This window comes from Psychromonas sp. SA13A (assembly GCF_011378715.1).
In the GTDB taxonomy this organism is placed as follows: domain Bacteria; phylum Pseudomonadota; class Gammaproteobacteria; order Enterobacterales; family Psychromonadaceae; genus Psychromonas.
Genome location: NZ_WTKU01000008.1, coordinates 32,132 through 47,460, shown reverse-complemented (window position 1 = coordinate 47,460; position 15,329 = coordinate 32,132). Strand labels below are relative to the sequence as shown.

Annotated in this window: 12 protein-coding genes, 3 tRNA genes and 1 pseudogene; 1 reads left to right on the top strand and 15 read right to left on the bottom strand. The window is 38.4% G+C overall.

All coding sequences use genetic code 11. The features are described 5' to 3' along the window. The first annotated feature begins 415 nt into the window (after positions 1 to 415). A complete protein-coding gene (locus GQR44_RS09340; protein ID WP_166371561.1) occupies positions 416 to 3,748 on the top strand; it encodes a mechanosensitive ion channel domain-containing protein in 3,333 nt (1,110 codons plus the stop codon). Between the two features lie 216 nt (positions 3,749 to 3,964). Here the strand turns inward: GQR44_RS09340 and GQR44_RS09335 are convergent, their stop codons facing one another. The 15 genes and pseudogenes from GQR44_RS09335 to GQR44_RS09265 form a co-directional block, all read right to left on the bottom strand. Beyond that, entirely contained in the window at positions 3,965 to 4,465 is a 501-nt protein-coding gene (locus tag GQR44_RS09335; RefSeq protein WP_166371559.1) for a DUF1456 family protein, read from the bottom strand. 59 nt (positions 4,466 to 4,524) lie between these two features. Beyond that, positions 4,525 to 5,583: a quinolinate synthase NadA gene (nadA, locus tag GQR44_RS09330; RefSeq protein ID WP_166371557.1), complete on the bottom strand. Its 1,059-nt coding sequence runs from the start codon at positions 5,581 to 5,583 to the stop codon at positions 4,525 to 4,527. 102 nt (positions 5,584 to 5,685) lie between these two features. Further along, positions 5,686 to 5,761: transfer RNA gene (locus GQR44_RS09325), tRNA-Lys, on the bottom strand. A 354-nt stretch (positions 5,762 to 6,115) separates the two neighbouring features. Then, positions 6,116 to 6,191 (bottom strand) — tRNA-Lys (locus GQR44_RS09320). 247 nt (positions 6,192 to 6,438) lie between these two features. Continuing rightward, a tRNA-Lys gene (locus tag GQR44_RS09315) sits at positions 6,439 to 6,514 on the bottom strand. Positions 6,515 to 6,815: 301 nt separating this feature from the next. After that, positions 6,816 to 7,523 carry a tol-pal system protein YbgF gene (ybgF, locus tag GQR44_RS09310; protein ID WP_240923607.1) on the bottom strand — a complete coding sequence of 236 codons (708 nt, stop codon included), beginning with the start codon at positions 7,521 to 7,523 and terminating at the stop codon, positions 6,816 to 6,818. Positions 7,524 to 7,563: 40 nt separating this feature from the next. Next, positions 7,564 to 8,103 (bottom strand): peptidoglycan-associated lipoprotein Pal, encoded by a 540-nt coding sequence (gene pal, locus GQR44_RS09305; protein WP_166371553.1) that lies wholly within the window; start codon positions 8,101 to 8,103, stop codon positions 7,564 to 7,566. 28 nt (positions 8,104 to 8,131) lie between these two features. Beyond that, the gene (gene tolB / locus GQR44_RS09300) at positions 8,132 to 9,445 is read right to left on the bottom strand and encodes a Tol-Pal system beta propeller repeat protein TolB (RefSeq protein ID WP_166371551.1); all 1,314 of its coding nucleotides are present in this window, start codon (positions 9,443 to 9,445) and stop codon (positions 8,132 to 8,134) included. 9 nt (positions 9,446 to 9,454) lie between these two features. After that, positions 9,455 to 10,612: a cell envelope integrity protein TolA gene (tolA, locus tag GQR44_RS09295; protein ID WP_166371549.1), complete on the bottom strand. Its 1,158-nt coding sequence runs from the start codon at positions 10,610 to 10,612 to the stop codon at positions 9,455 to 9,457. Beyond that, positions 10,613 to 11,044 carry a protein TolR gene (gene tolR / locus GQR44_RS09290; RefSeq protein WP_166371547.1) on the bottom strand — a complete coding sequence of 144 codons (432 nt, stop codon included), beginning with the start codon at positions 11,042 to 11,044 and terminating at the stop codon, positions 10,613 to 10,615. A gap of 5 nt (positions 11,045 to 11,049) precedes the next feature. After that, on the bottom strand, positions 11,050 to 11,733 hold the full coding sequence (tolQ, locus tag GQR44_RS09285; protein ID WP_166371545.1) for a protein TolQ: 684 nt from the start codon (positions 11,731 to 11,733) through the stop codon (positions 11,050 to 11,052). Beyond that, the gene (ybgC, locus tag GQR44_RS09280; protein WP_166371543.1) at positions 11,723 to 12,127 is read right to left on the bottom strand and encodes a tol-pal system-associated acyl-CoA thioesterase; all 405 of its coding nucleotides are present in this window, start codon (positions 12,125 to 12,127) and stop codon (positions 11,723 to 11,725) included. The genes tolQ and ybgC overlap by 11 nt, the downstream gene beginning before the upstream one ends. 357 nt (positions 12,128 to 12,484) lie before the next feature. Further along, a pseudogene (cydX, locus tag GQR44_RS19785) lies at positions 12,485 to 12,559 on the bottom strand (cytochrome bd-I oxidase subunit CydX); the annotation flags it as partial. Between the two features lie 14 nt (positions 12,560 to 12,573). Then, entirely contained in the window at positions 12,574 to 13,713 is a 1,140-nt protein-coding gene (gene cydB / locus GQR44_RS09270; RefSeq protein WP_166371539.1) for a cytochrome d ubiquinol oxidase subunit II, read from the bottom strand. A gap of 9 nt (positions 13,714 to 13,722) precedes the next feature. Beyond that, positions 13,723 to 15,282 (bottom strand): cytochrome ubiquinol oxidase subunit I, encoded by a 1,560-nt coding sequence (locus GQR44_RS09265; protein ID WP_166371537.1) that lies wholly within the window; start codon positions 15,280 to 15,282, stop codon positions 13,723 to 13,725. Positions 15,283 to 15,329: the final 47 nt, after the last annotated feature.

The following is a 15,329-nucleotide window of genomic DNA, read 5'->3' as shown; positions in this document are numbered from 1 at the left end:
TACAGCACCCTAATCACTTTCCCATGAGCCCTTTAAAAAAGGTTCAGGGAGGTCAGATTCTGCCTTTTTCTTTATGAGAGAGTATCAATATAAATAGGGTAACCACAGTCAACTACCCGGTGTTAATGCATAAACCCATAGTAATAATCGAGTTTACTTCGATCTAATTATTTATATCTGAACCAATCAAAATGCTTACCTGTGACCATAGTATGAAATAATTTTTGAGGGTTAGGGTAGATTAACGATTGGGATTTAAGGTAGATTAATTATGATGACATATTAATTTATTCTATTCCTAGATTTGCATAATAAATACCATAAAATCATAACTAACGCTTTCGGAGTGCTTTTGTACAAGATAAAAAAATCATACAACGGATTTTACAACATAAAATTTTTTATACTCCTATTGATGAGCCTTACCTTATTTGTTCCATTTGGATTTGCACAGCAAAATAGTCTCGATAAAAAAATAGTTAACGAAATAGAACGCTTAGATAAAAACACCGAATTACTTGATGAACAAAAAAAACCAATTCTCACGACACTAGAAGATGCTCGAAAAATACTTACCAAAGCAGACGAGCAAACAAAGTTAGCTAATACCTTCAGTGAAAAAGCCGCTACCGCACCTCAAAAAATATTAGCGATTCAAAATGAAAATAATCGCTTAAAAAATCAAACAATAACAATCGCCCCCGATCAATCGACTGATAAATTAGAAAACCAACTATTAATAGACCTTGCGGAACAAGAAAACCGTTTGAGGGCACAGGCTGAAAAGCAGACAGAGCAAGATAACTTGAGTGTTCGCGCGAGTGAAATTGCAAATGAACTGAGTGCAGCCCTAGCAGATAAAAAAGCAATTAGTGATACGATCACCAAGCAGCCAAACCAAGATACAAGTCCTGATGAGCGAGCTGATTTTTATAAAAAAAGTGCAACTATTGAGAAGCTTGCGGCAACAATAAAAGCACTTGAACGAGAAATAGCCACCATCCCTGTAAGAGAAGCATTAGTAGATGCAGAGCTTATGCAGATGCGGTTACAAAGTGAACTTTCTGAAAAGAAAATTTTGGGGGTACAAAATTATTTATCGCAAAGCCGTAATGTAGAAGTAGAAAATACCTTAAAACAAAGCAAAGAAATGCTGAGTCAACTTGAACTAAAGCCAACGCTTTCTGTTATTGCGAAAGAAAACTTGTCGCTTGCAGAGCTACTCGCCAACAAGCAGGCCAATTCATCTGATAACAAAAAAAACATAAGTGCTTTACGTAGCCAAAAACGAGAAGTTGAACAATCATCTGAAACCATCGAGCGCGTATTGGCAACCGGAAGAGTAACCGATGAACTAGGGGAATTATTACGTAGATTACGAACGTCTTTACCCAACGAAGCACGTATTGAGAAACGTAAATATAACATTGAGGAAGATGCTGTTCGTAATCAACTTGATGTCATATTGTGGCAAGAAAGTTTACGTAATACAGCTCAAATTGAAGTTGCCGCTAAACAATTTCTGACCGATGCACGTCAAGAAAATAAAGAAAATTTAGTAAAAGAAAAAAGTGATATCGATATTGAATTCACAAACACTGATATAGAAGTGGCTAAAAATCTGGTGCAAGCGCGTCGTGAGTTATTGACCCTTTTAATTGAAGTATCAAGTGAACAATCTGATAGCATAGCAGAAGAAAAATTACTGATTAACCAGTTGTTGTTATCAAGTGCCGAGCTGAGAGAACTCCTAGATCGAAGACTTATTTGGTTACCTTCAAACTCAGAAAAATCAGGTGATCTGCTCATTAATTTCGTTAATAATATTGAGTGGTATACATCGCCCAGTTCTTGGTGGAAATTAATAAATATCGTGTATGCTGGTGTATTAACGGTACCAGCTTTACTTTTACTCACCCTCCCCATTACAATTTTGCTGCTACAATCTAGAATTAAAGGTGTTTTACGGTCATTGGTTGAACAAGTTGGTAAGGTAGGAAAAGATACTTATATTACAACCCCTCTTGCTCTAGTATTAACCTTTATCTTAGCCTTCCCCCTGCCCATTTTTTTATTCACGATTGCAGGAATTATCTTCAATAATGCTGAACCTAGCAGCTTTTCAACAGGCATTGCCACAGGCCTTGCATCAATGGCATCTGTAAGTTTGATTTTACTATTTTTTCACTCAATGTGCCGTGAAGATGGCATATTTGATAAACATTTTGGTTGGAGTGATATTGCACGGGATAAACTTCGAAAAATGTTAACGTGGTTTGTGTGGATACAGTCTTTGGTAACGTTTATCTTCGCAAGCGCCATCGCTAGTGATGAACCAGACTTGCGATATGGTATCGCTATTATTGCCTTCATCATTGGGTCTATTTTTATTACAATATTTAGTTATCAATTCTTTCAACCTAAAAGCGGTGTAGCAACCAGTGTCGAAGGACGTACCGCAGCCAGCACCTTAGCTATTTTATCTTTCCCAATTGTTGTTATTTCTCCGTTCGCGATTGGCTTACTTCCATTATTTGGCTTTTTTGATACGGCAGTTGAATTGCAATCAAAATTATTTTTGTCAGGTATCTTACTGGTGCTGGCCGCGGTGGTATATGGCATTATGTTGCGTACCTTTTTGGTTACTTTTCGACGTTATATAGTAAGAAAGAAACGCTTAGAAGCATTAGAGGCGAAACTTCAGCAAGAAGAATCTGCAGCACAGAACAGTGATGATTTAATCCCACCACCGACCATAAATAACAATATAAATAAAGACGAAGTTGTTCGCCAAAGCAGAGCAGTTATACACTGGGTCACCAGATTACTGTTTATAGTTTGCTTATGGTTTGTCTGGAAACCCTTATTGCCCGCATTAGGCATTGTTGAAGACATTGTGCTTTGGCAACAAGCTACCGTTGTCGATGGCGTAGAGTTATCTAGCGGTGTGACATTGTGGCAAGTTATTCTAGGAATTGGTTTTATGGTTGGAGGCGTGGTTGCGGCCAGAAATATTCGCGGCGTCATTGAAATTGGATTCTTTGAACGGTTTGCTATGGATAACGGTGCGCGTTATGCAATAGTGACTATTTTAGGTTATGTATTAATAGGGACAGGTGTTGTTGTTGGCTTATCTTTATTAGGTATAGATTGGTCAAAATTACAATGGATTGTTGCCGCTTTGGGTGTCGGTTTAGGTTTTGGTTTACAAGAAATTGTGGCTAACTTTGTTTCGGGTATCATCATCTTATTTGAGAGGCCGATTAGAGTCGGTGATTTAGTTACCATTGGCGATCAATCGGGCACTGTCACTAATATTGCTATTAGAGCGACAACACTAACTGATTTCGACAACCGTGAGGTTCTGCTTCCAAATAAGTCGATTATCACTGAGAACGTGACTAATTGGACCTTAAATGATGCTATTACGCGCGTAGTGATTAAAATAGGCGTTGCTTATGGCTCTGATGTGGATCAAGTGCGAGACCTGTTGATGCAAGTGCTTACGGATAAAGAAGATATATTAACTCAACCTGCGCCTCAGGTTTTCTTTTTAGAACATGGGGATAGTTCGCTTAATTTTGAAGCGCGAGTATTTGTTGAAAGAACTGAGCATCGTCTACCAATGACGCATGCTATTAACACTGGTTTTAATCGAATCCTTGCAGAACACAATATATCGATACCTTTCCCACAGCGAGATCTACATATTGTTTCAGGGCAAATAGGCGAACAAAGTGAGACATAAATGAATGAATTCTAGTCAAGGCTAGATTCAATATCATTCTTAGCTATTACCGCCTTATCTTATAGCGGGGTACAATTTTAGTGGTAGATTACTTTGCGCCGAAACTCGTGTCGTAATGACAGTCAGTGACTTATTAATAAATAATAGGCATAAAAAAACCGAGCTAGCTAGCTTGCTCGGTTTTTATCAGTATTTTCATACTTAAGACAGTCTATTTTATTCGACTTCTACTGCATCGGTACTTGGTTTAGTACCACGGAATTGCACAGTGATCCCGTCAATGAAACGACGTAATAATTGGTCGCCACAAGGTTTGAAGTTACGATGATCCGCTTTTCTGAATAAAGCAGATAATTCACCTTTAGAAACAGGGAAATTTGCAAGCTTCAGTGCATTTAGCATATCTTCATCTTTAAAGTTTAAAGCAATACGCAGCTTACGAAGAATATCATTATTAGATAATACAGCTTTAGCCGGTAATATTGCTGGAACAGCACCTTCTTTGCGACCACGTTTTTCGTAAATTAAGCCATCAAGAAAAAGTGACAATACGCTGTCACGACAAAAAACAAAACCTTCTGCATCTTCTTTTGCCATAATGCTGTGTAAAAAATCAACATTCATTTCGTTATCAACAGAAGCAAAAATTGCGAGCATTTTAGTATCGTTTAATTGCAGTGCAAAACGAACTCGACGTAAAACATCATTAGTAATCATATATTCTCAATAAGTTGTGTAAATAAAAACTGTTATCCACAGCATTTAAAGTAAAACGCTTATGCGTTACCTTTAACTTTTAACTGTTGTTCAGCAGCAAAGTTTAACATTCTATCTAACGACACTAATGCGCCTTTGGCAACATCAGCATCAACATCAATCTCATGCCCATTAGCATCAGTTAACGCATTATAAATCGCTTTAAGGCCATTCATAGCCATCCAAGGACAATGTGCACAGCTGCGACATGTTGCACCATTTCCAGCAGTAGGAGCAGCCATCATCTCTTTGTCTGGGCAAGCTTGTTGCATCTTATAAAAAATGCCCGTATCGGTTGCGACGATCAATTTCTTATTAGGCAACGTTTGCGCTGCTTTAATCAATTGGCTTGTAGATCCAACCGCATCAGCTAACTTCACCACGCTTTCAGGCGACTCAGGATGCACTAAAACAGCCGCATCAGGATGCACAGCTTTCATATCACGCAAAGCACTCGCTTTAAATTCATCGTGCACAATACAGTCACCTTGCCACATGATCATATCTGCTTTAGTTTTGCGTTCGATGTAACTACCTAAATGGCGATCAGGCCCCCAAATAATCTTTTTACCTTCGCTATCAAGGTGCTCAACAATTTCGAGCGCGATACTTGAAGTAACTACCCAATCGGCACGTGCTTTTACCGCTGCTGATGTATTGGCATAAACAACCACTTCACGATCTGGGTGTTGGTCACAAAACGCTGAGAACTCTTCTACAGGACAACCGACATCCAGTGAACAAGTTGCTTCTAGTTCAGGCATTAGTACCGTTTTATGTGGAGTTAAAATCTTCGCAGTTTCCCCCATAAAGCGTACACCAGCAATAATAAGTGTTTTAGCTTGATGGTCACGGCCAAAACGCGCCATCTCTAACGAGTCCGCTACATAGCCACCTGTTTCTTCAGCCAAAGCTTGTATTTCAGGGTCGGTATAATAATGAGCGACAAGTACTGCATCTTTTTCAACAAGTAATTGTTTGATTTTAGCTTTATAATCGATTTTTTCCTGTGAAGATAATTCAACAGGTTTACCTGGAAACGGGTAATCCGATCCAACAAGCGGGGAAAATTGGCTCATTCTTAACTCTTAGAAATGGAAAAATAGATGTAAATTATAACAATTTGAAACAATAATTGTAATGAAAAATTTAAGGGAATATAAAAGGATAAATCAGGGGAGTGGTGGGCCGTGAAGGATTTGAACCTTCGACAAATGGATTAAAAGTCCACTGCTCTACCAACTGAGCTAACGGCCCATATCATTAAGATATAGTATGGTTTTAATTTCTAATTCACTTTTAAACTAAAAGTGTATCAATAGCTCTACCAACTGAGCTAACGGCCCATATCATTAAGATATAGTATGGTTTTAATTTCTAATTCACTTTTAAATTAAAAGTGTATCAATAGCTCTACCAACTGAGCTAACGGCCCATATCATTAAGATATAGTATGGTTTTAATTTCTAATTCACTTTTAAATTAAAAGTGTATCAATAGCTCTACCAACTGAACTAACGGCCCATATCATTAAGATATAGTATGGTTTTAATTTCTAATTCACTTTTAAATTAAAAGTGTATCAATAGCTCTACCAANCACTTTAAAAAGTGGTGGGCCGTGAAGGATTTGAACCTTCGACAAATGGATTAAAAGTCCACTGCTCTACCAACTGAGCTAACGGCCCATATCATTAAGATATAGTATGGTTTTAATTTCTAATTCACTTTTAAATTAAAAGTGTATCAATAGCTCTACCAACTGAGCTAACGGCCCATATAGTTTTATATTAAAAGTGTTTCAATAGCTCTAACAACTGAGCTAACACCCATATAGTTTCATATGGCTTGGTTTTATTTTTGATATTCACTTTTAAATTAAAAGTAATTCAATAGCTCTACCAACTGAGCTGACTATAAAACCACTTTAAAAAGTGGTGGGCCGTGAAGGATTTGAACCTTCGACAAATGGATTAAAAGTCCACTGCTCTACCAACTGAGCTAACGGCCCATATAGTTTTATATGGCTTGGTTTTATTCTTGACATTCACTTTTAAATTAAAAGTTTTTCAATAGCTCTACCAACTGAGCTAACAACCATATAGTTTGATATGGTGATGATTTTCAACTCTTCATGTGAGTTTTTTGTTAATAGTTACAACATGAGCTAAGTCACATGTCCCTCTCAACTGCGGCGTATAATATAGAATTTTTTTAATAGCGCAACAAAAAATTACTACTTTTATTTCATCTGCTGAGAAATTAAACAAAATGCAATTAATGCACTATTAATTCAAATTATATTGTTAATTTTATAATGCTTTTAAACGTTTAGCAGATAACCCAGCTGCCGAAGAACTTGGGTATTCTGTAATGGTTTTTTGATAAAAAGATCTTGCTGAATCTTTATTACCTAAGTATTCATCAATAATACCAATTTTAAACATTGCATCAGCACGTTTATTCGAGTCTGGGTACTTATCTGTTACAACTAAAAATGCAACACGTGCCTCATCTCGTTTTTTCTCTTTGTATAAGAGTTGTCCTAACCAATATTGTGCATTAGGTACATAGCTTGATTTAGGGTGGTCAATCACAAAGGCTTCAAAAGCAGTGATCGCCTGCTCGTATTGTTTATCGTTGAGAACCAAATCTACTGCAGATTGATAAGCAGCCCTATCAGTTCCGTCACCAGTATCTTGATTAACAGGGGTTAATGCCCTAGATGAGTTAGTTGAACCTTTTTGACCTTCATCTATCATCTGATAAAGATTACGCTGTCTCTCTTCTATTTGCTCTAATTGATTAGCAAATACTTCCAATGAGCCTTTCATTTGGCTTACTTCTTGGCCGAGTTGATTAAGTTGAGTTTGAAAGCGAATTTGCATTTTATTGCGAGCGGTCATTACTCGAGTCAATTCGTCGATGCGATTCAGTAATTCTGCGTTAGTTGCAGTATTCACTGTTGCATCTGAAATAGGCGCAGCGGCATATAGTGGGTGAGAGATAAAAGCGGCCATTAGCATGGCCGCCTTAATAGTACTTTTATTCATAGGCGGATTAGTAAACTAATTCAGCACGACGGTTTTCAGTACGAGCCATCTCGTTATGTCCAAGATTAACTGGTTTTTCTTCACCGTAGCTTACTACTGTAATTTGGCTAGCTGCAACACCCATGTTTTCTAGGTATGTTGACACTGCTAAAGCACGACGTTCACCAAGAGCGATATTGTACTCAGGTGTTCCTAGTTCATCTGCATGACCTTCAATCGTAATTGTTTTGTCAGTGTTATTTACTAAGTATTTTGCATGTGCGTCTAAGATCACAGCGTAATCAGGCATGATTAAAGATTTATCAAACTCAAAGTGAATAGTTGTTTTTAAGATAGCATCAGTATAAAGCTGAGCTAGTTGCTCTTCAGCAGTTAATTCGATTGCTTCAATAGTATTTGTTTGCACATCATCAACAACTTGTTCAACAGCTTGAGTTGCGTTTTTTTCTGCAGACTCTGCATCTACATCAGAATTTGAAGAACAAGCACCTAGCGCTAACATTGGTAAGGCTATTAACAAGCTTTTTGAAATTATTGAACGATTCATTTTATTTCCTTAGTACGTTTAAATTAAATTATTGTAAAAATGGTGACCATGCCGGAGACTTCACATCACCGTTGTTCGATGGAATATTCGCTTTAAATCGCCCATCCATCGAAACTAATGCTAAACCTTGTTTACCTTGGTAAACAGTGCTGTAAATTATCATACTGCCATTTGGGGCAATACTTGGAGATTCGTCTAACTTTGTTTTGGTTAACGTTCTTAATTCTCCTGAATCAAGGTCTTGCACGGCAATCATATAATTCCCATTGTGACGACTAACCAGTACTAGATTATCACCATCAGGGGTTATTGTTCCACCTAAATTTATCTCCCCTTCCCAGGTAATTCGTTTTGTTTTACCAGTTGTGAGCGATACTTGATAAATTTGTGCTCTTCCGCCACGTTCTGATGAGAAGATAATAGATTTCCCATCTGGAGCCCAGCTCGGTTCGGTATCTATGACACGGTTTTTAGTCAATCGTTGCAAAGATTTTGTTAAAATATTAAAAGTATAAATCTCAGGCTGACCATCTTTTGATAGAACCAATGCTAACTGCGTTCCATCAGGAGACCACGTTGGTGAACCATTGATTTTAGGGAACGAAGTCATTAACTCACGCTTCTGTGTATATAAGTCTTGGATATAAATTTGTGAACGGCGTTTTTCGAAACTAACGTACGCTAATTTCCGTCCATCGGGAGACCAAGAAGGTGACATAATAGGTTGTTTTGAACGCAACACTAACTTTTCCCCTTCCCCATCATAATCTGAGATACGTAATTGATAAGGATGCGAGCTTTTCCGATCCACGGCAACATAAGCAATGCGTGTCAAAAATGCCCCTCTTTCTCCTGTTAATTTTTCATACACAATATCACTGATACGATGCGCATATTGACGTAGTTGATTTGTAGCGACGGTATTACGTCGTTTATCCATAATTGGATTATAATCAGCCATATTAACATTTCCCGTTAACACATCTAATAACTCAAAGGTCACAATATAATGACCCGCTTTAGTATCAGGTTTAACTTCGCCCATCACTATTGCTTCTATACCGAGCTTTGTCCAAGCAGCATAATCGACTTCGGCACTGGTAGAGGGCGTTTTAGGCATATTGTTGATAGATAAGGGATTAAATTTACCACTGCGTTGTAAATCGGCAGCAATAATTTCAGAAAAATTCTGCGGTTTTTTACCTTGTCCCAACCATTTAAATGGCACAACGGCAATCGGACGCGCGCTGTTGACACCTTCGGTGATCAAAATTTCTAATCGAGCTGATGCACTGCTACAAGCAGTGACCAGTACTAATGCCATAATAAATCTAATAAACATCTGCATTCCTTATAATTCAGGCTCTAACGTAATATCAAAATCCCGAAATTGAGAGATAATTTCAGGGTCTTTAGGAATAGGAAGTGTCTTTGCTTGTATAGTGGCACGACGCGCAGAATCACATAACCTTTTATCTCCACGGCTCATTCTTGCACTAAGCACTAAACCATCTGGAGCCAATTTTATTGCTAACGTACAACTACTCCCTTTCATACTCGGGTCAACTTTCCAATTTCGACTAATTTTGGCACGTATCAGCGCTTCATATTTAGCAATTTCAGATAGCTGTTTCGCGCTTCTAGCACTAGAGAAATCATCAGAAAACTCTGCCGCCATTTGCCTATCAAGTTCTGCTTGTCTCAACCGCTCTTTTTCCGCCGCAGCTTTACGCTTTGCTTCTTTCTCTGCTTTAATTTTGGCTACTTTTTCCTTTGCAGCTTTTTCTTTGGCAGCCTTCTCTTTTGCTTCTTTTGCGGCCTTTTCCTTAGCGGCTTTATCTTTCGCTTCTTTTTCAGCTTTTTCCTTCGCTGCTTTTTCTTTAGCTTCTCTTGCAGCCTTTTCTTCTGCCGCTTTTTCTTTCGCTAAGTTTTCTGCTTTTACCCTTTCCGCTTCTTTTTTAGCTGCTGCTTTTTTTTCAGCATCTTGTTTTATCCTTAGCGCTTTAGCATCTTCTTCGGCTTTTTGTTTCTCTTTTAAAGCGCGCGCTGCATCATCGGCCTTTTTCTTTTCCTGTAATACCTTGGCCTCTGCTTCAGCTTTTTGTTTTTCCTGTAATGCTTGAGCAGCCGCGACTTTTTCTGCTTCTAGTCGTTTTACTTCCTGTTGTTGTTTTAAAACTTCCTGCTCTTTACGTTGTACAGCTTCTTTTTCTGCTTTAATTTGGTCTTCTTTTTGCTTTTTAAGGCGCTCAGCCTCAGCCTGATCTCGTTCTTTCTGTTGTCGTGCATCATCTATTTTTTGCTGCTTAGCTTGCTTATTTTTTTGCGCACTTTTAGCGAGATCATCAAGCATTTGTTGATTTATCATGGTCGCTTCAATAATAGATACGGCTTCTTTAGGCTTATCCTTAGGCAAAGAGAAGTCGACATTCATGAGCAACAACCCACCAACAATAAGATGTAAAGAAAGCGCGGTAATGAATGCGATTAAATTTGTGCTTGTTTTCATTTATTGATCAGGCTCTGTCATTAAACCAAGTGATGGAACGCCCGCTTGCTGCAGCAACACCATTAAATCAATTACGGTTTTGTAATTCACATCACCGTCACCTTTAACAATAAATTGAGAGTTAGGGTCAAGTTCCAATTGTCGCTCAACAAGTGCAGACATCTCTTCTGCTGCCAATGGGGTATCGACACTATCGCCAACACTTAAGTAATATTGACCTTGTTTATCAATAGAGGCGATCAGCGGTGGTGTTGTATCCTCAGGCAACGATTCCGCTACTGCCTGTGGTAAGTCAACTTTAACGCCTTGTGTCACGAGAGGAGCCGTTACCATAAAGATAATCAGTAGTACCAACATTACATCAATGTAAGGCACAACATTTATCTCTGCAATGACACGTTTGCGTCTAGGAGTACGATAAGAATGTTGCATATAACTTACTCACCCTCAGTCATTGCTTGACGATGTAATATTGAAGTAAACTCTTCCATTAAATTAATGTAAGACGTTTCTAACTGCCCAACTTGGGTAGAAAATTTGTTATAAGCCATTACAGCTGGAATAGCTGCAAATAAACCCATCGCTGTTGCAATCAAAGCTTCAGCAATACCCGGAGCAACCATTGACAATGTGGCTTGTTGAACTTCACCAAGTGCGATGAATGAATTCATAATCCCCCATACTGTACCAAACAAACCAATATAAGGACTGATTGAGCCAATAGTAGCAAGCACTGGCAACCCGGCTTCTAACTCATCCATTTCACGCGATAGAGTAACGCGCATTGAGCGATGAGCACCATCAATCACACCTTCAACTTTACGTCCAGGCATACGATGTAAACGGGAAAACTCTTTAAATCCCATATAAAATATTTTTTCGCCACCATTAACACGCTCATTACGTGCTGCCGTTTCTTTGTATAAACGACTTAAATCATGACCAGACCAAAAACGATCTTCAAAGTGACTAAGCGCACTCTTGGCTGCTTTTAGCATTCTCGAACGCGAAAAGATCAACGTCCATGAATAAATAGACATGCCTAAGAGCAATAACATAACCGACTTTACAAGCAAACTTGCTTGTAAGAATAACCCTAAAAATGACATATCAGCGTGCACGAGTAATTACCTCAATTATTTCTGTTGGAATAGCGTTTGGTTTCATTTTTTGTAAATTTACGCAAGCGATTAGAGTATCAGCTTGGCAAAGAAGTTCCCTGCTATCATTGAAAATTTTCTGTGTGAACATCAAACTCGCTTTGCGGTAAGACGTCACTTCTGTTTCGACATTAATCAACTGGTTAAAACGTGCCGCTTTTATGCAATCCATTTCCACCTTTTTCACCACAAATGCAATATTCTGCTGTAATAGCGTATCTTGTTGAATATCATATTCACGTAAAAACTCTGTGCGGCCTCTTTCAAAAAATTTCAAGTAGTTGGCATAATAAACAATGCCACCCGCATCGGTATCTTCGTAATATATACGAATTGGTAAAGTTGAAATTAACACTCGGCTCCCCATTCACTAATAATAAAAAACATGAACGCGACAAACGCTACTACAACTACCACTTTTTGTCGATAAAGTGGTAGTAATTGCTGTTTTTTAGTCACAAAAAACGAGCATATCTTCTTTTTGTTTATTTGTTTACTATTCTTTTGAGTTAAAAATAAAAGAATAATCTTAGCCAATAAAAAGCCCTTGAAAATAATCATCTTCAAGGGCTTTAAAACACTAAAATGAATAACGTGCTCCTTGTTAAAAGAGCCGTTTTAGCTAGTCGGTCACCGACTTCATTTCACTATTAGACTTTACTTTATCTTGCTGTTCATTGTTTTTATTTTCTAGCTCATTAGTTTCTACTTGCTCTAACCACAAGCCATTGATAATACCTAATGCACACGCTAATAAAACACCTAAAATCCATGCAAAATACCACATAAAAAAACTCCTAATTAATACGCTGAATGTTTGTATTTTTTCATATGGGCAATACCGATACGTCCAAACATTTTCAAATAAGCAAACCCTGTATATAACAGAATTATTGGTATAAAGATGGCCGCCGCAATCGTCATTATGTTTAATGTGAACTCACTTGAAACAGCGTCCCATACGGTCAAACTCGCACTTGGATCTAAGCTTGATGGCATAATGAATGGGAACATGCTGAATGCACATGTCAATAACACGCCAACAATCGCAATACTGCTGCTGGTGAAAGCCGTTCCGCTATAATCTTTTTTACTCGCAAACCAAGCAAATAACGGAAATAACAAACCGATAGCAGGAGCAATCATCATCAGAGGATACTTATCATAGTTAGCTAACCATGCCCCAGGTTCAGACATTACTGTTTTTAGTAGTGGATTAGCTGCGCCGTTATTATCAATAACAGAAGTCAATACATAACCATCGATGCCTTTTGCTAACCACAGACCTAATACTGCAAATAAAGTAACAACAAGAGGTGCAACAATTAGACTCACCATTCTTGCGCGTTCTCTCACTTGCGCTTCAGTTTTCATTTGCAACCAAGTAGAACCCTGCAAGACAAACATCAGCAATGTGAAGATACCTACTAATAAAGCAAATGGGTTTAATAAACCGAAGAAACCTCCATGATAAGTAGATCGTAAAAACTCATCTAACGTGAAAGGTACACCTTGTAATAAATTACCAAAAGCGACACCAAACATAATAGGAGGAACAGCACTACCAATGAAAATTCCCCAGTCACATGTACTACGCCAGCGAGTATCAGCAATCTTACTACGATAATCAAAACCAACGGGTCTAAAAAACAGTGTAAACAAGGTCAACATCATGGCCACATAAAAACCAGAAAATGCGGTAGCGTAAACTGCAGGCCATGCGGCAAAAATTGCCCCTGCCGCTAATACTAACCAAACCTGATTACCTTCCCAATGAGGTGCGATGCTGTTGATCATAATACGGCGATCTTGGTCGGTTTTGCCTATCACAGGAAGCAACGCCCCTACGCCCATATCAAAACCATCGGTAATAACAAAGCCAATCAACAAGACGCTGATCAAAACCCACCAAATGACTTTTAACGTTTCGTAATCAAACATAATTTATCCTTATCCTTGCTTGTTTTCGAGTTGTTCAAAATGATAACGTCCAGTTTTCAAACTGCTTGGACCTAAACGAGCAAAACGAAGCATCAAAAATACTTCAACAACTAACAGCACGGTATAAAACGACGCAATAGAGATGATGCTGAACCAAAGTTGCTCAGTTGAGACCGTAGATGCACCCATGTGAGTTGGTAATATTTCAGCAATCGCCCATGGTTGACGGCCATATTCAGCAATAAACCAACCTGCTTCAATTGCGATCCAAGGTAACGGTAAACTGTATAGGCAGATACGATGGAATAATTTATTTTCGCCCACTTTATTTCTTGCTGATTGGTAAAATGCAAATAAGAAAATAAACAGCATAGCAACACCAGCTCCGACCATCACACGGAATGACCAAAAGATTGGAGCAACACCTGGAATACTATCATCCACGGCCATTTTGATTTGCTCTTCGGTTGCGTCAACAACATTGGGAGCGAACCTTTTTAATAATAAGCCGTAACCTAGATCTTCTTTAACCTGATCAAAGGCTTCAATATTTTCAGGCGTGTCCTCCCCCGACTTTATTTTTTCTAATAGAGAATAAGCCACCATACCCGTTCGAATACGCGTATCATGCTCCGCCATTAGATCTTTTAAGCCAGTAACCTCTTCATCAATAGAACGCGTTGCAATAATACCTAAGGCATAAGGAATTTTTACAGCGTAATCTGTACGTTGCTCTTCTTGGTTAGGTAATCCTATTAAATTGAATGCAGCAGGCGCTGGATGAGTTTCCCATTCAGATTCTATTGCAGCCAGTTTCACTTTTTGCACATCACCTACTTCATAACCACTTTCATCACCTAAGATGATAGTACTAAGGATACCTGCCGTCCCAAATGCAGCTGCAATCGCAAAAGAGCGCTTAGCAAAGGCAAGATCACGACCTTTTAGCAAATAGTATGAGCTAATCGCTAATACAAACATAGCACCAGCAACGTAGCCAGCAGCCACTGTATGAACAAATTTAACTTGCGCCACAGGATTAAATACCAGATCAGCAAAGCTATTCATTTCCATGCGCATGGTTTCATAGTTAAACTCAGCACCGACTGGGTTCTGCATCCAAGCGTTGGCAATTAATATCCATAACGCAGACATACTTGAGCCAAAAGCAACAAAGAATGTAGCCGTTAAATGTTGTAATTTAGACAGCCTATCCCAGCCAAAAAAGAATAAACCAACAAAAGTCGACTCTAAAAAGAACGCCATCATGCCTTCTATGGCAAGTGGAGCACCAAATACGTCCCCCACATAATGCGAATAATAAGCCCAGTTAGTACCAAACTGGAATTCCATTGTAAGGCCAGTAGCAACCCCTAGTGCGAAGTTAATACCAAATAACTTGCCCCAAAACTTGGTCATATCTTTATAAATCTCTTTACTGGTCATCACATAAAGCGATTCCATAATCAGTAAGATCCAAGATAACCCAAGGGTTAAAGGTACAAATAAAAAGTGATACATCGCGGTCATGGCAAATTGAAATCGCGATAAATCAACAATATCGTCCATTGTATTCTCCTAAGCTTATAAGTAATTAGTGTGTAAATTAGTTATGT